Origin of the sequence: Pseudomonas sp. S04 (assembly GCF_009834545.1) — a bacterium.
In the GTDB taxonomy this organism is placed as follows: domain Bacteria; phylum Pseudomonadota; class Gammaproteobacteria; order Pseudomonadales; family Pseudomonadaceae; genus Aquipseudomonas.
In genome coordinates, this window is record NZ_CP019427.1 from 3,316,373 (window position 1) to 3,339,130 (window position 22,758).

General features: G+C 61.2%; 20 protein-coding genes and 3 pseudogenes. 10 read left to right on the top strand and 13 right to left on the bottom strand.

The annotated features are described in order from the left end of the window. Positions 1–50 precede the first annotated feature (50 nt). The 6 genes from PspS04_RS14640 to PspS04_RS14665 form a co-directional block, all read right to left on the bottom strand. On the bottom strand, positions 51–824 hold the full coding sequence (locus PspS04_RS14640) for an enoyl-CoA hydratase (protein WP_159996151.1): 774 nt from the start codon (positions 822–824) through the stop codon (positions 51–53). 15 nt (positions 825–839) lie between these two features. Then, positions 840–1,967 carry an acyl-CoA dehydrogenase gene (locus PspS04_RS14645; RefSeq protein WP_159996153.1) on the bottom strand — a complete coding sequence of 376 codons (1,128 nt, stop codon included), beginning with the start codon at positions 1,965–1,967 and terminating at the stop codon, positions 840–842. A gap of 9 nt (positions 1,968–1,976) precedes the next feature. Next, positions 1,977–3,170, bottom strand: coding sequence for an acetyl-CoA C-acyltransferase (locus PspS04_RS14650; RefSeq protein WP_159996155.1), 1,194 nt, complete (start codon positions 3,168–3,170; stop codon positions 1,977–1,979). 12 nt (positions 3,171–3,182) lie between these two features. Then, the gene (locus PspS04_RS14655; RefSeq protein ID WP_095171473.1) at positions 3,183–3,944 is read right to left on the bottom strand and encodes an SDR family NAD(P)-dependent oxidoreductase; all 762 of its coding nucleotides are present in this window, start codon (positions 3,942–3,944) and stop codon (positions 3,183–3,185) included. A 16-nt stretch (positions 3,945–3,960) separates the two neighbouring features. Continuing rightward, positions 3,961–5,619, bottom strand: coding sequence for an AMP-binding protein (locus PspS04_RS14660; RefSeq protein ID WP_159996157.1), 1,659 nt, complete (start codon positions 5,617–5,619; stop codon positions 3,961–3,963). Between the two features lie 907 nt (positions 5,620–6,526). Next, complete coding sequence (locus tag PspS04_RS14665; protein WP_095170426.1) at positions 6,527–7,543, bottom strand: AraC family transcriptional regulator; 1,017 nt, start codon at positions 7,541–7,543, stop codon at positions 6,527–6,529. A gap of 232 nt (positions 7,544–7,775) precedes the next feature. Between PspS04_RS14665 and efeU the strand changes: the two genes are divergently transcribed. The 5 genes from efeU to PspS04_RS14690 all read left to right on the top strand — a co-directional run bounded on the left by efeU (position 7,776) and on the right by PspS04_RS14690 (position 13,685). Continuing rightward, positions 7,776–8,645 (top strand): iron uptake transporter permease EfeU, encoded by an 870-nt coding sequence (gene efeU, locus PspS04_RS14670; RefSeq protein WP_159996159.1) that lies wholly within the window; start codon positions 7,776–7,778, stop codon positions 8,643–8,645. 8 nt (positions 8,646–8,653) lie between these two features. After that, positions 8,654–9,853, top strand: coding sequence for an iron uptake system protein EfeO (efeO, locus tag PspS04_RS14675; RefSeq protein WP_159996161.1), 1,200 nt, complete (start codon positions 8,654–8,656; stop codon positions 9,851–9,853). A gap of 18 nt (positions 9,854–9,871) precedes the next feature. Continuing rightward, on the top strand, positions 9,872–11,170 hold the full coding sequence (efeB, locus tag PspS04_RS14680; RefSeq protein ID WP_159996163.1) for an iron uptake transporter deferrochelatase/peroxidase subunit: 1,299 nt from the start codon (positions 9,872–9,874) through the stop codon (positions 11,168–11,170). A gap of 33 nt (positions 11,171–11,203) precedes the next feature. After that, the gene (gene efeO / locus PspS04_RS14685) at positions 11,204–12,028 is read left to right on the top strand and encodes an iron uptake system protein EfeO (RefSeq protein ID WP_159996165.1); all 825 of its coding nucleotides are present in this window, start codon (positions 11,204–11,206) and stop codon (positions 12,026–12,028) included. A gap of 466 nt (positions 12,029–12,494) precedes the next feature. Continuing rightward, the gene (locus PspS04_RS14690; protein WP_159996167.1) at positions 12,495–13,685 is read left to right on the top strand and encodes an MFS transporter; all 1,191 of its coding nucleotides are present in this window, start codon (positions 12,495–12,497) and stop codon (positions 13,683–13,685) included. 8 nt (positions 13,686–13,693) lie between these two features. Here PspS04_RS14690 and PspS04_RS14695 read toward each other — a convergent pair whose 3' ends face one another. After that, positions 13,694–14,743 (bottom strand): alpha/beta hydrolase family protein, encoded by a 1,050-nt coding sequence (locus tag PspS04_RS14695; protein ID WP_095170432.1) that lies wholly within the window; start codon positions 14,741–14,743, stop codon positions 13,694–13,696. Positions 14,744–14,959: 216 nt separating this feature from the next. After that, a pseudogene (locus tag PspS04_RS27810) lies at positions 14,960–15,052 on the bottom strand (FMN-dependent NADH-azoreductase); the annotation flags it as partial. Between the two features lie 185 nt (positions 15,053–15,237). Between PspS04_RS27810 and PspS04_RS14700 the strand changes: the two are divergent. Together PspS04_RS14700 and PspS04_RS14705 are read left to right on the top strand one after the other, a co-directional pair. Beyond that, the gene (locus PspS04_RS14700; protein WP_159996169.1) at positions 15,238–15,723 is read left to right on the top strand and encodes an Hcp family type VI secretion system effector; all 486 of its coding nucleotides are present in this window, start codon (positions 15,238–15,240) and stop codon (positions 15,721–15,723) included. After that, positions 15,720–16,442 (top strand): DUF4225 domain-containing protein, encoded by a 723-nt coding sequence (locus PspS04_RS14705; protein WP_237234919.1) that lies wholly within the window; start codon positions 15,720–15,722, stop codon positions 16,440–16,442. Before PspS04_RS14700 ends, PspS04_RS14705 begins: the two co-directional genes overlap by 4 nt. 474 nt (positions 16,443–16,916) lie before the next feature. Here PspS04_RS14705 and PspS04_RS27815 read toward each other — a convergent pair. The 3 genes and pseudogenes from PspS04_RS27815 to PspS04_RS14720 form a co-directional block, all read right to left on the bottom strand. Next, a pseudogene (locus PspS04_RS27815) lies at positions 16,917–17,057 on the bottom strand (Tn3 family transposase); the annotation flags it as partial. Continuing rightward, positions 17,051–17,314: pseudogene (locus PspS04_RS14715) on the bottom strand (PIN domain-containing protein); the annotation flags it as partial. The pseudogenes PspS04_RS27815 and PspS04_RS14715, both read right to left, overlap by 7 nt. 88 nt (positions 17,315–17,402) lie before the next feature. After that, positions 17,403–18,014, bottom strand: a complete 612-nt coding sequence (locus PspS04_RS14720; RefSeq protein ID WP_095170433.1) for an FMN-dependent NADH-azoreductase — start codon at positions 18,012–18,014, stop codon at positions 17,403–17,405. A gap of 127 nt (positions 18,015–18,141) precedes the next feature. Between PspS04_RS14720 and PspS04_RS14725 the strand changes: the two genes are divergently transcribed. Both PspS04_RS14725 and PspS04_RS14730 read left to right on the top strand, forming a co-directional pair. Next, positions 18,142–19,050, top strand: coding sequence for a LysR substrate-binding domain-containing protein (locus PspS04_RS14725; protein WP_159996171.1), 909 nt, complete (start codon positions 18,142–18,144; stop codon positions 19,048–19,050). A gap of 11 nt (positions 19,051–19,061) precedes the next feature. Next, complete coding sequence (locus tag PspS04_RS14730; protein ID WP_174244618.1) at positions 19,062–19,406, top strand: MmcQ/YjbR family DNA-binding protein; 345 nt, start codon at positions 19,062–19,064, stop codon at positions 19,404–19,406. Here PspS04_RS14730 and PspS04_RS14735 read toward each other — a convergent pair. Both PspS04_RS14735 and PspS04_RS14740 read right to left on the bottom strand, forming a co-directional pair. Continuing rightward, on the bottom strand, positions 19,403–19,807 hold the full coding sequence (locus PspS04_RS14735; RefSeq protein ID WP_095170435.1) for a DUF1294 domain-containing protein: 405 nt from the start codon (positions 19,805–19,807) through the stop codon (positions 19,403–19,405). The genes PspS04_RS14730 and PspS04_RS14735 overlap by 4 nt on opposite strands. Further along, positions 19,804–20,634, bottom strand: a complete 831-nt coding sequence (locus PspS04_RS14740) for an undecaprenyl-diphosphate phosphatase (RefSeq protein WP_095170436.1) — start codon at positions 20,632–20,634, stop codon at positions 19,804–19,806. Before PspS04_RS14740 ends, PspS04_RS14735 begins: the two co-directional genes overlap by 4 nt. Before the next feature lie 292 nt (positions 20,635–20,926). Here PspS04_RS14740 and PspS04_RS14745 point away from each other — a divergent pair, with 292 nt between their 5' ends. Beyond that, positions 20,927–22,561, top strand: coding sequence for a methyl-accepting chemotaxis protein (locus PspS04_RS14745; RefSeq protein WP_159996175.1), 1,635 nt, complete (start codon positions 20,927–20,929; stop codon positions 22,559–22,561). The last annotated feature ends 197 nt before the right edge of the window (positions 22,562–22,758 follow it).

A 22,758-nucleotide genomic window follows, 5' to 3' on the forward strand; every position in this document is an offset into this window, starting at 1 on the left:
TGCTTTGTGGGAGCGGGCTTGCCCGCGATGGTGACCGTCAGAACCCAGGATTACTTACCGACAAACTCCGGCGCACGCTTGGCGATAAACGCCGCCATGCCTTCTTTCTGGTCCTGGGTGGCGAACGCCGCGTGAAATACCCGGCGTTCAAAACGCACGCCTTCGGACAGGCTGACTTCGAAGGCGCGGTTCACGCTCTCCTTGGTCATCATGGCAATCGGCAGCGACTTGCTGGCGATCAGGGTCGCGACTTTCAACGCTTCATCCAGCAGCTCATCCGACGGCACGATGCGCGCCACGATGCCACAACGCTCGGCTTCCACCGCGTCGATCAGGCGACCGCTGAGGCACATTTCCATGGCCTTGGCCTTGCCCACCGCGCGGGTCAGGCGCTGGGTGCCACCCATGCCCGGCAGGACGCCGAGGTTGATTTCCGGCTGACCGAATTTGGCGTTGTCGCCAGCCAGGATGAAGTCGCACATCAACGCCAGCTCACAACCGCCACCCAGGGCAAAACCGTTGACGGCGGCGATGATCGGCTTGCGGCGGTTGGCCACCCGATCACTGTCGCTGAACAGGTCGTCCAGGTAGATCTGCGGGTAGGTCAGCTCGGCCATTTCCTTGATGTCGGCACCGGCGGCGAAGGCTTTCTTCGAACCGGTCAGGACGATGCAGCCGATCTGCGGGTTGGCTTCCAGGCCGTCCAGCGCATGGTTCAGTTCACTGACAATCTGCGCGTTGAGGGCGTTCAATGCCTGGGGGCGATTGAGGGTGATCAGGCCCACGCGGCCCTGGATTTCCAACAAAATCGTTTCGTAACTCATGCAAGGTTTCCTTGTTCAAAGATTGCGCGAAATGACCATGCGCTGGATATCGCTGGTGCCTTCGTAGATCTGGCACACCCGCACATCGCGGTAGATACGCTCCAGCGGGAAGTCGCTCAGATAACCGTAACCGCCGAGGGTTTGCAAGGCGGACGAACAGACCTTCTCGGCCATTTCCGAGGCAAACAGCTTGGCCATCGACGCTTCCACCAGTGCGGTCTTGCCGCTGTCACGCAGGGCGGCGGCGTAGTGCACCATCTGCCGGGCGACGGCGATCTGCGTGGCCATGTCGGCCAGGCGGAAGGCCACGGCCTGATGCTCGATGATCGGCTTGCCGAAGCTTTCGCGCTCGCGGGCGTAATCACGGGCAGCTTCGAACGCGGCGCGAGCCATGCCCACCGCCTGCGAGGCGATCCCGACCCGGCCGCCTTCGAGGTTGGCCAGGGCAATACGGTAGCCTTCACCCTCCTCCCCCAACCGATTGGCCACGGGCACCTTGACGTCTTCGAACAGGATCTGGCAGGTGTCGGAGGCGTGCTGGCCGAGCTTGTCCTCGACCCGGGCAACCTTGTAGCCAGGCGAATCGGTGGGCACGATAAAGGCACTGATCCCACGCTTTCCGGCGCTCGGATCGGTCACCGCAAACACAATCACCACCCCGGCGTTCTGCCCGGAGGTAATGAACTGTTTGCAGCCGTTGAGCACATAGTGGTCGCCATTGAGTCGGGCGCGGGTTTTCAGGCCACTGGCATCGGAGCCGGCCTGGGGTTCGGTCAAGGCAAAGGCGCCGAGCATCGCCCCGCTGGCCAGTGGCGTGAGGAAGCGCGCCTTCTGCTCGTCGGTGCCGTACTTGAGGATGGGCACACAGCCTACCGAGTTGTGCACGCTCATGATGGTCGAGCAGGAACCATCGCCGGCAGCGATTTCTTCCAGGGCCATGGCGTACGCCAGGTAACCGGTGTCGCAGCCGCCCCACTGTTCGGGAACCAGCATGCCGAAGAAACCCAGCTCAGCCATTTGCGCAATGGCTTCCTTGGGGAAACGGTGTTCGCGATCCCACTCGGCGGCGAACGGTTTCAAGCGTTCCTGGGCAAACTGCCGGGCCGCGTCGCTGATCTGTAGTTGTTCGTCATTGGGCAGCATAGGGAATCCTTAATCCAGGCATTCAACGGCCATGGCCGTGGCTTCGCCGCCGCCGATGCAGATGGCCGCCACCCCGCGTTTCAGGCCTTTGCGGCGCAGGGCCGAGAGCAGCGTGACCAGGATCCGCGCGCCCGAAGCACCGATTGGATGACCCAGGGCGCAGGCGCCGCCGTGCACGTTGACCTTGCTGTGGGGAATTTCCAGCTTGGTCATGGTGACCAGGCTGACCACCGCAAAGGCTTCGTTGATTTCGAACAGATCGACTTCATTCAGCGACCAGCCGGTTTTTTTCATCAGCTTCTTGATCGCGCCCACCGGAGCTACTGGGAACAATCCCGGAGTATCGGCAAACGCGGCGTGGCCATGAATCACCGCCAGTGGCTTGAGACCGCGTTTTTGCGCCTCGCTGCGACGCATCAGGACCAAGGCCGCGGCGCCATCGGAAATCGAGCTGGAGTTGGCAGCGGTCACTGTACCGCCGGCGCGGAACGCCGGTTTAAGGCTGGCGATCTTGTCCAGCTTGGCCTTGGGCGGTTGCTCGTCGTCGGTGATGGTCTTTTGCTCTTTGCCGACTGTGACCTGCAGCGGGACGATTTCGGCGGTGAAGCTGCCGTCCAAGATGGCCTGCTGGGCGCGGGTGGTCGACGCGATGGCAAAGGCGTCCTGGGCCTCGCGGCTGAAGCCGTGTTCCTGCGCGCAATCCTCGGCAAAGGTGCCCATCAGGCGGCCCTTGTCGTAGGCGTCTTCCAGGCCGTCGAGGAACATATGATCGATCACGCTGCCGTGGCCCATGCGGTAGCCGCTACGGGCGCGGTCCAGCAGGTACGGAGCGTTGGACATGCTTTCCATGCCGCCGGCCACCACCACCTCGGCACTGCCGGCCAACAACATGTCGTGGGCCAGGATCGCCGCCTCCATGCCCGAACCGCACATTTTGTTCAGGGTGGTGCAACGGGTCGACTTGTCCAGGCCGGCGCCCAATGCTGCCTGGCGTGCCGGTGCCTGGCCGAGACCGGCAGGCAGTACACAGCCAAACAACACTTCTTCCACGGCATCGCTGGCCAGGCCCGCGCGCTCGACCGCCGCACGAATGGCAGCGGCGCCCAGTTGTGGCGCCGTCAGGTTCTTGAGGTCACCCTGGAAACCGCCCATGGGGGTGCGGACGGCGCTGACAATGACAATCGGATCGTTGTGAGTGGTCATGTTCATGACTCCTTATTTAGCGGCCATGCGCAAGGCACCGTCGAGACGGATCACCTCACCGTTGAGCATGCTGTTTTCTATGATATGCCTGACCAGCGCCGCGTACTCGCAAGGTTTGCCCAGGCGTGGCGGGAATGGCACGCCGGCGGCCAGCGAGTCGCGAACTTCCTGGGTCATGCCGGCCATCATCGGGGTTTCGAAGATGCCCGGGGCAATGGTCATCACACGGATGCCGAAGCGTGCCAGCTCACGGGCGGCCGGCAAGGTCAGGCTGGCAATCGCGCCTTTGGATGCGGCATAGGCGGCCTGGCCGATCTGGCCGTCGAAGGCGGCCGCCGAAGCGGTGTTGATGATCACTCCCCGCTCGCCGTCCGCGTCCGGGGTGGCCTGGGCAATCGCCTCGGCTGCCAGGCGCAGCATGTTGAAGCTGCCGATCAGGTTGACGTTGATCACCTGGCTGAAACTGCTCAGGGCGTGCGGACCGTTTTTGCCAAGGATCTTTTCGCCCCGCACGATCCCGGCACAATTGACCAGGCCGTTGAGCCCGCCAAACGCCGCAACCGTGGCCTGTACCGCAGCCTGTGCGGCGTCTTCGTTGCTGATGTCGGCGACCACGCTGTGGGCCCCGAGGCGCTCGGCCTGCGCCGCGACCGCCGCGGCGTTCATGTCCACCAGCATCACCTTGGCGCCAGCGGCGACCAGCAGTTCAGCGGTGGCCGCACCCAGCCCCGACGCACCGCCGGTGACGATAAAAACCTTGTTTTCGATCTGCATCGTTGTTTCCTTGAATTCAAGCCTTGTTGACCGCGGCCTCTTGAGCCTTGGCGATTTCCTGGTTGCGCAAGATAAAGCGCTGCAATTTGCCGCTTGGGGTTTTCGGCAAGTCGCTGACAAATTCGATTTCACGGGGATAGGAGTGCGCGGCCAGGCGCTTGCGCACATGTTGGCGCAACTCTTCGGCCAGTTCCGGCGACGCCAGGTACTGGCTAGCGAGCACGACGAAGGCCTTGACCAGTTCGGTGCGCTCCGGGTCGGGTTTGCCGACCACCGCCGCTTCGATCACCGCCGGGTGCTCGATCAGCGCGCTTTCGACATCGAACGGACCGACCCGGTAACCCGAGGTGGTGATTACGTCATCACTGCGACCGACGAAGCTGATGCTGCCGTCCGGGTTCAGCTCGACCGTGTCGCCGCTCAGGTAGTAGTCGCCGACAAAGGCCTTGGTCGGCGCACCGTCGTAGCCGGGGAACCAGCACATCGGCGACTGGCTGCGATCGATCGCCAGGATCCCTGGCTGGCCGACGGACAATTCGTTGTAGTTGTCGTCCAGCACCACAATGCGGTGGCCGGGCGATGCAAAACCGGCAGCACCGACATGCACCGGATGCTCGAGGCCGTGGTGATTGCACAGGACCATGCCCAGTTCGGTCTGGCCATAATGGTCGTGGATCACTACGCCGAGGTTATCGGCAAACCAGCGGATCACTTCCGGGTTCAGCGGTTCGCCGGCGCTGCTGACGATACGCAGCTTGCCTTTGATGCTGCGGGCGAACTCGTCGCCGCCGGCAATCAGCAGGCGGTAGGCGGTAGGCGAGCCGGTGAGGTTGGTGATCCCGTACTTGTTGATCACCCGGCAAGTGCTTTCCAGGGTAAACGGGCCGTCGTAGAACGTGATCGGGTGCCCCATGCCCAATGGGCCGGCCACACCAAAGTAGATGCCATAGGCCCAACCGGGATCGGCGACGTTCCAGAAGGCGTCTTCCGGGCGCAGGTCCACGGCGTCGCGGGTGTAGCTCTGGAAGGCGACAAGGGCCTTGAGCGGCACGTACAAGGCTTTCGACGGGCCAGTGGTGCCCGAGGTGAACATCAGCAGGAACGGATCTTCACCGCTGAGCAACACCGGTTCGCACTGGTTGGAATGATTGGCCAGTTCCGCCCAGAAACTGAAGTCGCCGCGGACCAGGCCCTGGCCCTTGGCACCGGTGACCGTGACGATGGTCGGGCAGTCGGGCACTTCGCTGAGTTTGGGCCGGTTCGCCGCATCGGTCACCACCACGGCCGCGCCGGAAGTGCCCAGGCGATGTTCCAGGGCCTTGGGGCCGAAGGCGGTGAACAATGGCTGATAGACCGCGCCAATGCGCCAGGTGGCGAGCACTACGATCAAGAGTTCGACGTTGCGCGGCAACAGGCCAGCGACTTTGTCGCCCTGCTTCACGCCCTGGGACTTGAGGAAGTTGGCGAAACGCGCGGCCTTGTCCTGCAGGTCGCTGAAGGTGTAGGTCGCGCTGGCGCCGTCGCGCCCCTCCCAGAACAAGGCAATGCGCCCCGGCAAGGCATGCCGGTCGCAGCACTCGACACAGGCGTTGAGGGCCGTCAGCGAACCATGAAGTGCCGCATCGACCGTGTGCTGATAGTTGAACTGTGAAGTCGCAGACAGGTAATCGCGCATTGCCAGAATCCCTTGGTGTTTTTATTCGGTTGGGGGAACCTACAAAATCCTCGAAATACTCGCTCCACGGGCGGCGCGGGACAATGGTCAAAGCCATCAAGTTGCTTGACTGCTTTGGCCAAGGGGGCGTACCTGTGAGCCGACCCTAATGTTGGATTAGGCCGAGTGCATATCCATTTCTTCGGTAACGGCCTCCTATGGTTCCGCTTTTACAGCGGCTCACTTTTGGAGGAGCCCAAAAGTAAGCAAAAGGCTCTTGCCCCACCACTTGGCACCTCGCTTGGGCTCGGTGTGCCCTCACTCCGGCTTGAATCCGTGGGCCGCCGCCACGCGCCATCCATGGCGCGGGGCGGCTAACCCGGCGTCCTGCCGGGTTACCCACGGCTTCAAGCCTGCGTTCGGCCAGCGTGGTTAACGGGGCGCCCAGGATCAAAAGCCAGAGCCAGATCAAAAGATGGCTGACTTCGTCAGCGTATTAGGAAGTAGAAGCTACACCGCGCATGCCCCAACGATTAGGTCGGCTCGAAGGCCGCCTCGCTTTGTTTTTGATCCTGGGCGCCCCGTTAACCACGCTGGCCGTACTTCGATATTGATTTGGGGGGTAAACCGGCAGGACGCCGGTTTAGCCGCACTGGGCCAGGGAGGGCCCATTGCGGCGGCCCCCCAAATCAATGTCGGAGTACGGGCATGCCGAGCCTAAGCGAGGCACCGAGTGGTGGGGTATGAGCGTTTTGCTTACTTTTGCGCTGTTCAAAAGTGAGCCGCCGTCAGGCGGAACCATAGGAGGCCGTTACCGCAAAAATGGATATGTACTCGGTCTAAGCCAACACCCTGGTACAACGTCGCACCACAGTTGTGTAGATACCTATGCCGCGATAGCCATATCAGCTCGCGCGCTAAAACCGACTCAATCGGCGTCGCTGAGAATCAGGCTGCGGTAATGCCCCGGGTTGGACCCCGACCACTTGCGAAACGCCTTGTAGAACGAGCTGGTATCGGCAAACCCCAGGCGGGCGGCGATGTCGCTGAAGCTGATGGCCGGTTCGGCCAGCCAGACAATCGCCAGCTCCTTGCGCACGCTGTCCTTCAAACCCTGGTAGGTCTGCCCCTCTTCCGCCAGGCGCCGGCGCAGGGTCGAGGCCGACATGCACAGCTGTTGCGCCAGGCTTTCGGTCTCCGGCCAGGTGTGCGCCGGCAGATGCCGCAAGTCGTGTTTGATGCGGCTGGCCAGGCTTTGCGGGTCACGGTATTTGACCAGGATGTTGGCCGGGGCATGGGCCAGGAAGCGCTGCAGCTCTTGCACACTGCGCTTGAGCGGCAGGTCGAGGCAGTCGGCCGCGAAGATCATCCGGGTCCGTGGCCGGTCGAATCGCAGGTTCTCGGAAAACATCACCTTGTAGTCGTCGCAGAACGGCGGCTCGGCGCAACGCAGTTCAATGGCCAGGATCGGAATCCGTCGCCCCGCCAGCCAGCAGGCCACGCCGTGGACGATCATCCAATAAGTGAAGTAGGTGAAGGCGCGACGCGGTTGCGGGTCGTCTTCCAGCAGGACGATCTCCGCCAGGCTCTGCTGGTGCACCAGTTGCGCTGGCAGGCGCTCGAGCATCAGCGACAGAAAGCCCAAGCCGCTGTTCAGACCTGCCGCCAACGTCGGCTGGGCCATGGCGCACTGGCAGAGAAAGGCCAGGCTGCCTGATTTCAGCTGGCGCGGGTCCATGCCGAAGAACTCATCGTCGCGCCGCCGCGCCAGCAGCCGCCACAGCCGGGCGTAGGCGGTAGCCGGCACCCGGGCGTCCGCCACCTCCAGTAACCGCGGCTCGATACCGACCTTAAGCAGCACTTCATGACTGGCGGCACCCGGCTCGCAGCTTTGTAACAGCGCTTCGCGCACCAGGTGAATGGAGATGCTGTCTTTTTCCGACATAAAGCGTGGCGACCCGGTTTTTATTTGAGGGCCATCTTAACGTACCGGCTGGCCAGTTGGCCCTCGATCAACGGCAAGGCGCTGACTCAATCGCGAAAATGCCCCTGATCAGCGCAACGACCCTTCCTTGGAATTGGTTCAGCCTTCGTTCAGGTAAATGTCAATCAGCCTCGACTGACAATGAGTATCATTATGTTACAACTTAGCTTGCTATCTATCTCGACGGTGCTGAATGCTGGTTCCTTTTCTGATCATGCTGCGCGAAGGCATTGAAGCGGCGTTAATCGTCGGCATCATTGCCAGTTACCTCAAGCAAACCGGGCGCGGGCACTGGCTGCCGGCGGTGTGGATCGGCGTGTTTCTCGCCGCCGCACTGGCCCTGCTGGTGGGCGCTGGCCTGGAATTGATGAGCGCGCAGTTCCCGCAGAAACAACAGGAGTTGTTCGAGGCAGTGATCGGCCTCGTGGCCGTGGCCATCCTCAGTTCCATGGTGTTCTGGATGCGCAAGGTCGCCCGCTCCATCAAGCACTCGCTGCAGTTGTCCCTGGAGCAGGCCATGAGCAGCTCCCGGCATCAGGTCGGCGCCTTGATCGCCATGGTGTTTTTCGCTGTGGCCCGCGAAGGCCTGGAAACCGTGTTCTTCCTGTTAGCCGTGTTCCAGCAGAGTAGCGGCCCGGCAGCGCCGATGGGCGCCCTGCTCGGCCTGGGCCTGGCGATTATCGTTGGCTGGCTGATCTATAGCGGCAGCATGCGCCTGAACCTCGCGGCGTTCTTGCGCTGGACCGGGCTGTTCATTGTGTGGGTGGCCGCCGGGATTCTCGCCAACTCGGTGCAGGCCCTGCATGAAGCCGGGGTGTGGAATCACCTGCAACAGGTGGTTTTTGACCTCAGCGCCAGCCTGCCAATGGACGGCCCACTGGGCTCGGTGCTGGCCGGCATGCTCGGCTACCAGGACGCGCCCACCGTCAGCACCCTCGGTGCCTACGGGATTTATCTGCTGGTGGCCCTGGTGCTGTTGTGCCTGCCGGTCAGCGCACCCGCGAAACCGCCAGCCAGCCCCTCCTCTTCCGCTTCCGCTTCCGCTTCCGCTTCCAGTCAGTAAGGGCATACATGTCAAGCCAGGTCCCCCTTTCATCCTTGCCACCCCGTACCTTGCACTGGGCGCTGGCCGGTTCGGTGCTGGTGATGATCGCCGCCGGTGGATTGTTCTACTACGCCGCGCACATGGCCGCCGCCAAGCGTCAGGCGCACCAGGGTGAAATCACCGTGACCATCCACCCCCACAGTTGCGAACCCAACGCCCTGACCGTGCCGGCAGGCCCCACCAGCTTTCGCATCGTCAACCGCTCCGAGCGTGCCGTGGAATGGGAAATCCTCGATGGCGTGCTGGTGCTCGAGGAACGGGAAAACATCGCCCCGGGCCTGAGCCAGGTGATCAACGCCGACCTGTTGTCAGGCGACTACAGCATCACCTGCGGATTGCTCAGCAATCCCCGCGGCACCTTGCACGTGACCCCGACCGCCGCGTCCGAAGCCGCCGCCAAGGCCCGGCCTTCGATGCTGGCGTTTGTCGGCCCGTTGTCGGAATTCCGGGTTTACCTCAGCACCCAGGGCACCGAGTTGATCAAGGCGGCAAGCGCTTTGCAGCAAGCCATCGATGCGAGAGACCTGGAGCAGGCCCAAGCCCTGTACATGCCTGCCCGCATTGCTTATCAACGCCTGGCCCCGGCGGCGCAACGCCTGGCCGAACTGGATAACGCGATCAATGCCCGCGCCGACTACTTCGAGCAGCGTGAGCAGGACCCGCAGTTTGTCGGCTTCCACCGGATTGAATACAGCTTGTTCGAGCAGCGCAGCACCGCGGGCCTGGGACCAATCGCTGCACGCCTGTTGGCTGATGTCGGCCAACTCAAGCAACAACTGCTGGCGCAATCGCTGCCGCCCGGACAACTGGTGAGCAGTGTCACGCGCAACCTGCGCAGCATCGCCCAGGTGCGCGCCAGCAGCGGTGAAGAGGAGCGCTACAGCCACAGCGACCTCAACGGATTCATCGCCAACCTGGCGGTCAGCCGCAAAGTGCTCGACTTGCTGCGCCCCTTGCTGGTCAAGAGTGCCAGCCCGCTGTTGGCGCAGATTGATCGTGCAGCCAGCGACTTCGAAACCGAGCTCAATGACCTGAACGCCCAGGCTGGCGACCGTGGCTATGAGCGCCTCAACGCCGACCAGCGCCAGCGCATCGCCGATCGGGCCAAGGCCCTGGCTGACGCGCTCGATGGCATCGATCCCGCCCTTGGCCTTTCCGGCCTGTAAGCAGAAGACCAACGACAGATGAACCATTCAGATCCATTCAGTGCCCAGCGTCGCCGTGTGTTACTGGGCATGGGGGCCGCTGGCGTAGCGCTGGCGGGAAGCGCCCTGAGCTGCCCGGCCATGGCCGCCAGCCCAGCACAAGTCACCCAGGCCCCAAGCAGCGACAAGACCGAGGACCGCCAGCGTTTCCACGGTCAGCACCAGGCCGGCATCGTCACCCCACGCCCGGCCGCCGGCATGCTGGTAGCCTTTGATGTGCTGGCCAGCGACCGCGACGAACTCGAGCGCCTGTTCCGCACCCTCAACAGCCGGATCGCCTTCCTGATGGCCGGCGGCCCGGTGGCTGAGCTGGACGCCAAGCTGCCGCCGCTGGACTCGGGGATTCTTGGCCCGCAGGTAACGCCGGACAACCTGACCATCACCGTGTCGGTGGGCGAATCGCTGTTCGACGAACGTTTTGGCCTGGCGCCCGTCAAGCCCCACCGGCTGATCCGCATGCACGAGTTTTCCAACGATGCACTGCAGCCGGATCTTTGCCACGGCGACCTGAGCCTGCAGTTCTGCGCCAACAGCGCCGACACCAACATTCATGCCCTGCGCGACATCGTCAAGAACCTGCCGGACCTGCTGCTGGTGCGCTGGAAACAGGAAGGCAGCGTACCGCCGCAGGCACCGACCAAGCCCGGGGTCGCGGCGCAAAGTGCGCGTAATTACCTGGGTTTTCGCGACGGCTCGGCCAACCCCGACTCCAACGACCCCGGCAGCATGCGCCAAGTGGTCTGGGTCCAGCTCGGCAGCACGGAGCCGGCCTGGGCCGCCCATGGCAGCTATCAGGTGGTGCGGATCATCCGCAACCTGGTGGAGCGATGGGACCGCACGCCACTGCAGGAACAGCAAAGCATCATCGGCCGGGTCAAGACCACAGGCGCGCCCCTGGACGGTACCCATGAGAACCAAGTGCCGAACTACACCAGGGACCCCCACGGTCAATTGACCCGGCTGGATGCCCATATCCGCCTGGCCAACCCGCGCACCGCCGCGACCCAGGGCAATCTGATCCTGCGCCGGCCGTTCAATTACTCCAATGGCGTGAGCAAGAATGGCCAGCTGGAAATGGGCCTGTTGTTCATCTGCTACCAGGCCGACCTGCTCAAGGGCTTCATCACCGTGCAAAACCGCCTCAACGGCGAACCGTTGGAGGAGTACCTCAAGCCCATTGGCGGTGGGTACTTCTTCAGCTTGCCGGGCGTCACCGACGACCAGGACTTCATCGGTCGCTCACTGCTTGGCGCTGCACCGGCCATGACCAGGGCCTGATTGCACCTCAAACCCCACCCACGGAACCGTCCCATGAACAAATCGCCTCTCGTTTTGCTGGCAGCCCTTGGTTTGCTCCACGCCCCTATCCCGGCTTTCGCTGTCACGGCGCCGCTGGACCTGGTGGGGCCGATCTCCGACTACAAGATTTACGTCACTGAACAGCTGGATGAACTGGCCAGCCACACCCAGGCGTTCACCGCCGCAGTGAAGCGCGGCGACCTGGCCACCGCGCAACGACTCTATGCGCCAACCCGGGTGTACTACGAGTCGATCGAGCCGATCGCCGAACTGTTCAGTGACCTCGACGCGTCCATCGACTCCCGGGTCGACGACCATGAACAAGGGGTCAAGGCGCCTGACTTCACGGGCTTCCACCGCATCGAATATTCACTGTTCGCCGAGCACACCACCGAGGGTCTCGCGACCCTGGCGGACGGCCTCGACAAGGACATCAAGGACCTGCAGGACCGGGTGGCTGGCCTGACCTTCCCGCCGGAAAAAGTGGTGGGTGGCGCGGCGGCCTTGCTCGAAGAAGTGGCGGCGACCAAGGTTTCCGGCGAAGAAGATCGCTACAGCCACACTGACTTGTATGACTTTCAGGGCAACATCGACGGCGCGAAAAAAATCGTCGACCTGTTCCGTGGCCAACTGACCCAGCAGGACCAGGCGTTCGTGGCCAAGGTCGACAAAAACTTCGCCAGCGTCAACAGCATCCTCGCCAAGTACCGGACCGCCGACGGTGGCTTCCAGACCTACGACAAGGTCAAGGACCGCGACCGCAAGGCCCTGATCGGACCGGTCAATACCCTGGCCGAGGACCTCTCGACGCTGCGCGGCAAGCTGGGATTGAACTGAAGTACGACCCGCACGCTTCCTGGTGAGCGTATGCAAAATCTGCGAGCAGCAACAAAACACAGTGCGAGCGAGTTCGCTCGTTATGGGGCCGGCCCCATCGCTAGCAGGCTAGCCCACAAGGGAAATTCGTACACCAGGAAAAGCCAGGCCGCCTCGCCTAATGCCGATCAGTTAAGCGATGCTGTCAATTGTAGGAGCGGGCGCCCGCTTGCGGCTTGCTCGCGAAAAACGTCAACGATAACGCGTGTATTCAGTATAAACGCGGCGCCGTTGAGTTCTTCGCGAGCAAGCTCGCTCCTACAAAAGGGCTTAACTGATCAGCATTAGGCCGCCTCGCCCGCTTTTATCACTCAGGCCGACTGCCAGGACACCGGCCCATGGTTACTACATATATCGTTAGCCTGCTTCCTTTTATCCCAACCGCACGCCATGATGCCGGGTACCGCCCGCCCGCGAACGAGCTCCCATGTCTGCGCAGCAAACACCCCCCGTCAGTTCCATGGCGATCACCCTGCAGATCGTCTCCATCGTGTTCTACACCTTTATTGCCTTTATCTGTATCGGCCTGCCGATTGCGGTGCTGCCGGGTTATGTCCACGAACACCTGGGGTTCAGTGCGGTGGTGGCCGGGTTGACCATTGGCTCGCAGTACCTGGCCACCCTGCTCAGCCGGCCCATGGCCGGGCGCATGTGTGACAGCGTCGGCACCAAGCGTGCAATTGTCTATGGACTGCTGGGGATCCTGCTCAGCGGCGTGCTGACCCTGGCCTCGACCCTGCTGCAGAGTCTGCCGCTGCTGAGCCTGGGCATCCTGATCTGCGGCCGGTTGTTATTGGGTGTTGCCCAGGGCCTGATCGGCGTCGGCACCATCAGTTGGTGCATGGGCCAGGTCGGCGCCGAACACACGGCGCGCTCGATTTCCTGGAACGGAATTGCCTCCTATGGCGCCATCGCCATTGGCGCGCCACTGGGGGTGGTGATGATCGACGCCTGGGGCTTCGCCAGCCTGGGGATTGCCCTGGCCGTGCTGGCAGCGGCCGCCTTGCTGCTGATTCGCAACAAACCCTCGGTGCCGGTGATCCGTGGCGAGCGCCTGCCCTTCTGGTCGGTGTTCGGGCGTATCGCGCCCTTTGGCGCCAGCCTGAGCCTGGCCTCGATCGGCTATGGCACCCTGACCACCTTCATCGCCCTGTTTTATGTCAGCCGTGGCTGGACCGGCGCGGCCTACTGCCTGACGGTATTTGGCCTGTGCTTCATTCTCGCGCGGCTGCTGTTCATCTCCTGCATCAACCGCTTCGGCGGGTACAGCTCGGCCATCGCCTGCATGAGCATCGAGACCCTGGGGCTGGCACTGTTGTGGCTGGCCCCCTCGACGACCGTGGCCCTGATTGGTGCCGGGCTCGCAGGCTTTGGCCTGTCCCTGGTGTATCCAGCCCTCGGCGTGGAAGCCATCAAGCAAGTCCCGAGCAGCAGTCGCGGCGCCGGCTTGAGCGCTTATGCGGTGTTCTTCGATCTGGCACTGGCGATTGCTGGTCCCTTGATGGGAGCCGTGGCGTTGAACCTGGGGTATTCGTGGATTTTCTTTGGCGCAGCGCTGTTGTCGATCAGCGGCTTGGGCCTGACCTTGCTGCTCAAGCGCAGGAGCCTGCGGGGCTAGTCACTGCGTCAGGACCCATGTTCCTCGCTGACAGTCTGCAGCCCGGCACGGCTGGGTTTGCCCAAGGTGCGTGAGAAAAACGCGGCAGCTTCGGTGATCAGGTTGCGGTGAATGTCCTCGCGGTCGACACCATCGGCATCGGTGCACAGGGCCGCCATGGCCAGCCGTTGTTCAGCGCTGCACGGCGCCATGAACACAAAGTGCCCGGCCCCGGCCAGCAGCTTGAAGTCCGGCGCGGTCGGTAGCTTGCGCGCCAGGGCCGCCGCGTTCTTGTCCACTGCCACCAGCTTGTCGCCATCGCCACTGTAGAGCAGCACCGGCACATGCACCCCCGCCAGGGTTTGCCGGCCAAATTTCAAGCTCAGGGGCGCCATCAGCATCAAGGCGTGGACCCGTGGATCGGCGACCGGTTGCAGGTCGTCACGGTCGACGATCAGTTCGCCCTGAGTGTTGCAGGCGTCGCGATCCTCCGGGCGCTCCAGGCAGTAGCGGCGCAAGCGGTCGAGGTCGGGAGTGGCGCCGGACAGAATCAATGCAGTTTCACCACCGGCTGAATAACCGATGACCCCGACCTGCTCGGGATTGACGAATGGCGCCAGCAGCGGATCAGCCAGGGTCGCGGTGATGGCCTCGGAAATCTGGATCGGCCGCCCGTACAGGTTGCTCAAGGTGCCGAGGCGGCTGTGGTCCTTGGAGTTGTCGCCGGGGTGAATCACCGCCACCACCACAAAACCCTTGCGGGCCAGCGCCGTGGCGAGGTCGTGCAGGGCCAGGGGCGTACCGGTGTTGCCGTGGGACAACATCAGCAGCGGGAAACGGCCGATGGCGACCCGGGCATCTTGCGTTGCCTGGATCTGATAGCCCTCCAGCATGCTGGGGTGCTCGATGCCAGTCGACGGATAAAACGCGATGGCGGACATTGGTTGCAGGTCCAGCGGGTCGAGAAAGCTCAGGGAGTGGTAACCGACGCTCCAATGTGGCGTCAATCGAGGTGCGGCGTGCACTGAATTCAGGCTGCCCAGCAGGCAGATCAGTAACAGTGCCCACAGACGCGACATGGCATGCCCTACCTTGTTAACCGATTGGTAGAAATATCGAGCTCAGCGCGAAGCTGGCAAACCTAAATTGCAGAATCCTATTGCAGAACCCCACTGCATAACTCAAGCCACTCTCACTCTGCGCGAGCGGCTTTTTTCAAGCGGACACAAAAAAACTGCGCGCCTTGATCGTTTTACTCTCGATCAAAGCGCGCAGTCCAGTGGTTGACGCAAGCTTTACGCAGCGGCGAACAGTTGCTCGCTGATGTGCGCCTGGGCATCGCTCATGGCTTTGTTGCGAACCTCATCACCGTAGGCCAGGCCATGGGCGGTCAATAACACCAACTCGGATACCTGGTTTCGCGACCTACCCACAGACTTACCAGGACTGATTTTTCACGGAGCAGCCGTCGGTTTCAGGTATGAAATATTTCGTATGGCTTTTCAGAAATGCCCTACCGCGCACCTGAAAACATTGCAATAGGATGTTTGGCTGACTAAAAGGAGTGTCACGTATGGCTAATCACGGTTATATGACCATCACCGGCAAGGCTCAAGGACTGATTTCGGCGGGTTGTTCAACCCAAGATTCTATTGGCAACAAGTGTCAGTCCGGGCATACCGACGAAATTATGGTGCTGTCTTACACCCACAACATGGTTAACATCGGAAATATTAATAAGCCAACACACAGTCCAATCATTATCACTAAAAACGTTGATAAAGCCTCGCCGCTACTCGCTCAAGCACTCTCAACTAGAGAAGAAATAAACTGTACAATTAGTTTTTATCGAGTGTCGCCTTTTGGCATGCAAGAAAAATTCTATTCAGTCTCGATCAATGGCGGGATCATTGCTGATCTGACACTTGAAATGCCTCATTCCATTTTGCAGAGCGATGCCGAAACTCAAGAGCATGTTGCTATTCGTTACCGAGATATCACGTGGACTCACCACGCTGCCGGCACCAGCGGATATAGCACATGGGGAAATAACGAATGAAACCAACAAACGAAAGTTGCATGCCTGGCAGTTGTGATTATTGGATGGTTAGCCAAGCCGCCGCAAAGCTGGGTAGTCAAGCGAGCACATTAGGCGCTAGACATATTAAAGATGGAACGCTGCGCCTGCAATTCAACAGAGAGGTTTCTTATTATGCCAGAGGCATTGTTAATGACGTTTCTCAGGGCAATAAAAGCGCTGAGCAGGGATTAAAAGAGCTAAAGGATGAGCAAAACAGTCTACTCAGTCAGGCAAGAGACGTTGCCTTACGAGGAGCAAGCGTTATCTCCGGAGCGCTTCAGTTTGCTGCGGGTGCTGGGATTTGCTACGCCTCCGTGGGCACACTTTGCCTTTTCGCGGGTGCGCCCATGATGCTCAACGGTGCTAATAACACCTATGAGAGCGGGCGCAACCTTTTCGAGAATCGTTCCGATACCGTAGGCCCACTGAGAACGGGTTATCGCGCCGTTTCTGGAATGCTGGGGAAAGGTAATTGTGAAGCCGATGTGGCCTATGGAATGGTTGACTTGAGTTCGTCAGCCTACGGCATAGGCAGAATGGTATTGAAACCCGATGCTTGGCGTTTGTTTAGGTACGTGAATACGGACTATGTTAGAGGGTATCAACAAGCTGCGCGAGGAGGCTTTATCTTCGATAGATTGATGGACAGTACGACTGTAAAAACCATGTATAGCGCGTGCCACCCGTCTAATGAGTAACTTTATTTTTTACCCCGTCTTCGTGCTGATAGCGGCGCTTCTGTACTGGCCATCCTACTGGGCATACTTCGCGTTTTCAGGTCGGAATTTTTCCCCATTTAAGTTTTGGGGAGTTGGCATCTATAACGTACTGTTCGGCTCTATTCACGTTTTTTTTGTGCAAGACAGCACGCTACCTTTTATGGGTCACGTAGATAACTCCGTAATGGGCTGGCTATCCCTTGCCATGATATTTGTCTATGCGTTTACCCTTCCAGCTAATTGGGAACGAAAACGCTGGTTTTCACGAAAGTAAACTCACACCGAATCAATACCCATCCAGGAGGGTGTTTCAAAGACGCGTCCTGGTTATCCTAACAGGTCATCGTCTGGATTAAGCAGCGGCGACAGCCGAGCCAGATCCTCGTCCTGCACCAGGTAGCCGGGCACCGTGATGGCATTCAGACCGGAGAACTGGTCTGAAATCAGGTTCTAGTCACGGAGATAGTTCTGGCTCACCGAGGACAGCCGGTCACGGCGCAGCGCTTGGTGATCATTGCGAATCAGTGGCTTCAGGCCGGTGTTGCAGGCTCACCCTAGGAGCACGGCACACAGGCTTGTCACTAGATTTCCGGATCATCGGCTTCAATCTCGATGGTCAAGCGCGCCAGCACCGTCGCCCGTTGCAGGTTATTGATCATTGCTCCCACTTTGGCAGGCTGCAGGATGGCATGAAGCTTGGAGTAACGACTGGCCCGACGAATCTCATCGAGCGGTGCACGTGAGGTCACTACCTCAAACCGAGCCGAACGCCAGGCTCGATAGATTGCATCGGGGGCCCCATGCGGTGAGATCAGCGTACTGAACAGTATGTTGGTGTCATCCAAGAGCACGCTGTACAGCTACCTGCACACCAAAAACTGCGCGCCTTGATCGTTTTACTCTCGATCAAAGCGCGCAGTCCAGTGGTTGACGCAAGCTTTACGCAGCGGCGAACAGTTGCTCGCTGATGTGCACCTGAGCATCGCTCATGGCTTTGTTGCGAACCTCATCACCGTAGGCCAGGCCATGGGCACGGACAAACTCGATGTCGGTGATGCCCATGAAACCGAGCATGACTTTCAAATACTCTTCATGGCCAACACCGGTCGGTTGACCGGCATGCAGGCCGCCGGAGGTCGACACCAGCACCACTTTCTTGTTGCCGCACAGGCCTTCAGGGCCGGCCTCGGTGTAGCGGAACGTCTGGCCGGCGACGGCGATGCGGTCGAACCAGGCCTTGAGTTGGGTGGGGATGGTGAAGTTGTACATCGGCGCGGCAATCACCACCGCATCAGCGGCGAGGAATTCGGCCAGGGTCGAAGCACTCAGTTCGGCTTCGTGCTGCTGCGCGGCGTTGCGCAGTTCGGCGGTGGTGCCGGCCGCAACCAGGGTCGCGGCAGAAAAGTGGCTAATGGCATCGCTGGCCAGGTCGCGGTAGGTCACCTGGGTGGCCGGGTCGGCGGCTAACCAGGCCTGGACCACACCCTGGCTCAACTGACGGGAAGCGGAGTTGTCACCGAGGATGCTCGAATCGATATGCAGAAGTTTCATGTGGGATCTCCAAGTGAGGATCGCCACCGGGCGATCAAGTTGAGACAATCCTACAGGTGAATCCAATGGACGATTAGTCGGCAACAATGTGATAGTTCGTCCCACTGATAGGACAATCGAGTGCGCCATGCAAGATCTCAATGACCTCTACTATTTCGCCAAGGTGGTCGAAGCCGGCGGTTTCGCTGCGGCCGGGCGGTTGCTGGGGATTCCCAAGTCGCGGTTGTCACGACGCATCGCCGAGCTGGAAGAACGCCTGGGTGCGCGCCTGCTGCAACGGACGACCCGGCAACTGAAGCTGACCGCAGTGGGTGAACGTTATTTGCGCCACTGCCAGGCCATGCTGCTGGAGGCGGAGATGGCCGACGAAGCGGTGGCCAGCATGACCAGCGAACCGCGGGGACGCTTGCGGGTGTCATGCCCGGTGGGCCTGGCCCATGAGTTCCTGCCGAGCGTGATCAGCACGTTTCTCGAACGCTTCCCCTTGGTACAACTGGAGATGCAACTGCTCAACCGCCGGGTCGACCTGGTCACCGAAGGCATCGACGTGGCCTTGCGGGTCCGCGATTTGGGCGACGAGGACCCCTTCCTGGTGACCCGCCGCCTGCGCCAGGCGCAAACAGTGCTCGTCGCGACCCCGGCGTTCCTGCGCGAGCGCCAGATCGACCACCCCGACGACCTGAAAAATGTGCCGGTACTCGCGGCCCTGGAAGCCGATCGCCTGGTGCATTTGCGCATGCTCGACGCGCAGGGGCACAGTTGCGACTTGAGCCTGGAGGCGCGCCTGGGCATCGATGACTTTGTCGTGCGCAAGGCCTGCACCCTGGCCGGGCTGGGTTTCACCATTTTGCCGATGCTGTATTGCGAACAGGAACTGGCCGACGGCACGCTGGTGCAACTGCTGCCCCAGTGGTCGCTGCCCGGTGGCTGGTTGCAGGCCGTCTATCCCCATCGACGCGGCGTGTTGCCGGCGGTGCGGGCGTGGATAGACCATCTGACTGAATCGTTCAAAGGCTGTGGAGATCGACTGCTATGAAAGCCAAGGTGATGAGCGAACAACAGGTCGCCGACTTCTGCCTGGCCCTGCCCGGGGCCCGGGAAGATTACAAATGGGGGGGCGTGCGGGTGTTTTCGGTGGCGGGAAACAAGATGTTCGCCCTGCAGAATCTGCGGGGCGACTCATTGGCGTTCAAGGTGGACAAGGAGTTGTTCCTCGGCCACGTCGACCGCCCGGGGATAGGGCCGGCGCCTTATCTGGCGCGCGCCCAGTGGATCATCATGCAGCCCCCCTACCCGCTGGGGGCCGCTGAGCTGCAGGGCTTATTGCAACGTTCCCACCAACTGGTGGTGAGCAAGTTGCCCAAGCGGGTGCAGGTCGGCTTGCTCCTTTAAAACAGGCTGAACAAGCCGGCACCGAGGAATAACTGGTCGATCCAGAACACCTGATGCAGCAGCACGATGATCCAGAACACGACCTGGAACGACACCTTGCGGGTCTTGTGGCGGAACACTTGCTGGGCCAGCAACGCGCCCGGCCAACCGCCGGCCAGCTCCACTGCGTGCAGGACGTTTTCCGGGGTGCGCCAGCGCTCGGTACGGGCCTTGCGCTTGTCACTCCAGTACAGCAGGAATGCCAGGACGCTGACCACGCCGTAGGCCGCCAGCGCCAGCGGCGAGCCCCCGCGCAGCCACAACAGGCTGGAACCGATCAGCGGCAAGGCACACAGGCCCAGGAAGATCAGGCCCTTGAGACGCGGATGCTGGATGGCAACACCGTTGCGAGGGGCGTTCACGCCTTGGCCGCCGTCCAGTCGATCCAGCCGAACTGCCAGGTCGCCAGGATCAACAGGCCGAAAGCTATCCGGTACCAGGCAAACGCCGCGTAGCTGTGGCTGGCGATGAACTTGAGCAGGCCTTTGACCGCGATCATCGCAAAAATGAACGCGGTGACAAAACCCACGGCAAATACCGGCAGGTCCGAGGCCTGGAACAGGTCACGGTACTTGTAGCCCGAGTACACCGCGGCACCGACCATGGTCGGCATTGCCAGGAAGAACGAGAACTCGGTGGCCGCCTTGCGCGACAGGCCGAACAGCAGGCCGCCGATAATCGTCGAGCCGGAGCGCGAGGTTCCCGGGATCATCGCCAGGCACTGGGTGAAGCCGATTTTCAGTGCATCTTTCCAGGTAATGTCATCGACCGTCTCGGCGCGCACGCTGTGCTGGCGACGCTCAGCCCACAGCATGACGACCCCGCCCACCACCAGGGCCGTGGCCACGGTGATCGGGTTGAACAGGTAATGGTGGATCAGGTCGGCGAAAATCACCCCCAGTACCACCGCTGGCAGGAAGGCAATCAGCAGGTTAGCGGTAAAGCGTTGCGCATTGCGCTGGGTCGGCAAGCCGATGACCACGTCGAGGATCTTGCGGCGAAACTCCCAGACCACCGCGAGAATCGCCCCGAGCTGGATGATGATGTTGAATGCCATCGCCCGCTCGCCACCAAAATCGAGCAAGTCCGCCACGATAATCTGGTGCCCGGTACTGGAAATCGGCAAGAACTCGGTCAGCCCTTCTACAACCCCAAGAATCAACGCCTGTATGGCCGTCCAAAGATCCATCAATCCCCCATGAAGCGATGCCCCTGGCATGCCACGTTATCTAGTTTTTTTGGTGTTCACTGCGCTCAGCGTAGCTGAATGGCAAGGCGTACAGGATCTACCGGAACCGGTAAAAATCCTGTGAAAAATCAGCACGGATTCAGGTTTTCCCGTGCGCGGCCGAAATCCTATCAGACATGCCCGGCCAGCGCTGCGCCGTCATGGGACTTCAGTCGTATTGGCGTAGTGGCAAAAGTCTGCCCTTATGCTGGCGCTGGTTGATGACAAGAATAAGAACCTGGAGTGACGCACTATGAACAGCTTGCGCAGTATGTCGATCAGCCGGCGGTTGTGGCTCATCCTGGTAGTGGCTGTGCTGATGCTCTTGACCCTGGGTTTGCTGATGCTCAAGCAGATTCATGACGACCTGTATCAAGCCAAGGCAGAAAAGACCCGCCATGTGGTTGAGGCGGCCAGCGGCGTGCTGGATTACTACCGGCAACTGGAAACCGCCGGCACCCTGACCCGCGAAGTCGCGCAACAGCAGGCCCTGAGCGTGGTCCGTGGATTGCGTTATGAGCAGAGCGACTACTTCTGGATCAACGACCTGACCCCGGTGATGGTCATGCACCCCACCAATCCCAAGCTGGATGGCCAGAACCTGTCGGCGATCAAGGACCCGGACGGCTTTGCCCTGTTCAACGAGATGGTTGCCATCGCCAAGGCCAAGGGTGCCGGCATGGTCGACTATCGCTGGCCCAAGCCGGGCGCCAGTACACCGGTGCAGAAAACCTCCTACGTCAAATTGTTCGAACCCTGGGGCTGGGTGATTGGCTCGGGGGTCTATATCGACGACATGCAACTCGAGTTCCGGAGCCAGGTGCGGGAAGCCTCGCTAGTGGGCCTGGGCATTGCGCTACTGATGGCCCTGCTGGTGATGCTGATCGCGCGCAGCATTGTGCGGCCCCTGCAGGAAACCGTGGACGCCATGGCCAACATCGCCAGCGGCGAAAGCGACCTGACCCGCAGCCTCGACACCCACGGCCAGGACGAAGTGACCGAACTGGCCAGGCATTTCAATGCCTTCACCGCCAAATTGCGCGGAGTGATCAGCCAACTGCAGGTATCGGCCAGTGCCTTGGGACAATCCTCCACGGACTTGGGCGATAACGCCGCGCAAGCCCAGTCCCGCAGCCAGCAGCAGTCGCAACAGATGGAGCTGGTGGCAACCGCCATCAATGAAGTGACCTACGGCGTACAGGATGTCGCCAAGAATGCCGAGCACGCCGCCAGCGAAATGCGCGATGCCCAGGCGCAGGCGCACCAGGGCCAGGTCAACATTGACGGCAGCCTGCAGCAGATCGATCAGTTGTCCGCCACCATTGAACAGGCGGTGCAAGTGATTCGCACCCTGGCCAGCGAAAGCACCCAGATCGGTAGCGTACTGGAGGTGATTCGCTCCATCGCCGAACAGACCAACCTGTTGGCCCTCAACGCTGCTATCGAAGCGGCCCGGGCCGGCGAACAGGGCCGCGGTTTTGCCGTGGTGGCCGACGAGGTGCGCCTGCTCGCGCAACGCACGCAGAAATCCACCGCGCAGATCCAGACGATGATCGAACGCCTGCAAAACCATTCGGAGGCTGCCGTGCAGGTGATCGGCGACAGCAGCCGCGCCTCCCAGTTGACCATCGAGCAAGCCGGACTGGCCGGTGCCAGCCTGCATGCCATCGGCCAGGCGCTGCACAACCTCAACGGCCTCAATGCGTCCATCGCCAGCGCCACCCTGCAGCAGGCCCACGTGGTCGAAGACATCAACCAGAACGTGACCCAGGCGGCCGGCCTGTCACACAGCACCGCCCTGGCAGCGCAGCAATCGAGTGCGGCGAGCGTGCACTTGAAGGAACTCAGCGAACAGCTCAATGGACTGCTGAGGCAGTTCCGGGTTTAGTGCGAGCTTCTAGCGATGTTCGTCAACGATGACGCGTATTGACTGAATGCACGCGGGCGCCCGCTCCTACAGGACCGCGCGTAACCCTTGTGGGAGCTGGCTTGCCAGCGATGGTCGTTAACGATTGCGCGCCAAGCCTGGCTCAACGCAACGTACTCGAGGTCTTCGCAAGCAGACGGAGCGCCGCCCGGCTCGCA

Bases quoted from the DNA above. Each gene is read 5' to 3' on its own strand.
- efeO (WP_159996161.1), top strand. From the start codon at position 8,654: ATGTCAAGCCAGGTCCCCCTTTCATCCTTGCCACCCCGTACCTTGCAC.
- PspS04_RS14725 (WP_159996171.1), top strand. From the start codon at position 18,142: ATGCAAGATCTCAATGACCTCTACTATTTCGCCAAGGTGGTCGAAGCC.
- PspS04_RS14695 (WP_095170432.1), bottom strand. From the start codon at position 14,743: ATGTCGCGTCTGTGGGCACTGTTACTGATCTGCCTGCTGGGCAGCCTG.
- PspS04_RS14705 (WP_237234919.1), top strand. From the start codon at position 15,720: ATGAAACCAACAAACGAAAGTTGCATGCCTGGCAGTTGTGATTATTGG.
- PspS04_RS14660 (WP_159996157.1), bottom strand. From the start codon at position 5,619: ATGCGCGATTACCTGTCTGCGACTTCACAGTTCAACTATCAGCACACG.
- efeU (WP_159996159.1), top strand. From the start codon at position 7,776: ATGCTGGTTCCTTTTCTGATCATGCTGCGCGAAGGCATTGAAGCGGCG.
- PspS04_RS14720 (WP_095170433.1), bottom strand. From the start codon at position 18,014: ATGAAACTTCTGCATATCGATTCGAGCATCCTCGGTGACAACTCCGCT.
- PspS04_RS14655 (WP_095171473.1), bottom strand. From the start codon at position 3,944: ATGCAGATCGAAAACAAGGTTTTTATCGTCACCGGCGGTGCGTCGGGG.
- efeB (WP_159996163.1), top strand. From the start codon at position 9,872: ATGAACCATTCAGATCCATTCAGTGCCCAGCGTCGCCGTGTGTTACTG.
- PspS04_RS14650 (WP_159996155.1), bottom strand. From the start codon at position 3,170: ATGACCACTCACAACGATCCGATTGTCATTGTCAGCGCCGTCCGCACC.
- PspS04_RS14665 (WP_095170426.1), bottom strand. From the start codon at position 7,543: ATGTCGGAAAAAGACAGCATCTCCATTCACCTGGTGCGCGAAGCGCTG.
- PspS04_RS14645 (WP_159996153.1), bottom strand. From the start codon at position 1,967: ATGCTGCCCAATGACGAACAACTACAGATCAGCGACGCGGCCCGGCAG.
- efeO (WP_159996165.1), top strand. From the start codon at position 11,204: ATGAACAAATCGCCTCTCGTTTTGCTGGCAGCCCTTGGTTTGCTCCAC.
- PspS04_RS14690 (WP_159996167.1), top strand. From the start codon at position 12,495: ATGTCTGCGCAGCAAACACCCCCCGTCAGTTCCATGGCGATCACCCTG.
- PspS04_RS14740 (WP_095170436.1), bottom strand. From the start codon at position 20,634: ATGGATCTTTGGACGGCCATACAGGCGTTGATTCTTGGGGTTGTAGAA.
- PspS04_RS14745 (WP_159996175.1), top strand. From the start codon at position 20,927: ATGAACAGCTTGCGCAGTATGTCGATCAGCCGGCGGTTGTGGCTCATC.
- PspS04_RS14640 (WP_159996151.1), bottom strand. From the start codon at position 824: ATGAGTTACGAAACGATTTTGTTGGAAATCCAGGGCCGCGTGGGCCTG.
- PspS04_RS14730 (WP_174244618.1), top strand. From the start codon at position 19,062: ATGAGCGAACAACAGGTCGCCGACTTCTGCCTGGCCCTGCCCGGGGCC.
- PspS04_RS14700 (WP_159996169.1), top strand. From the start codon at position 15,238: ATGGCTAATCACGGTTATATGACCATCACCGGCAAGGCTCAAGGACTG.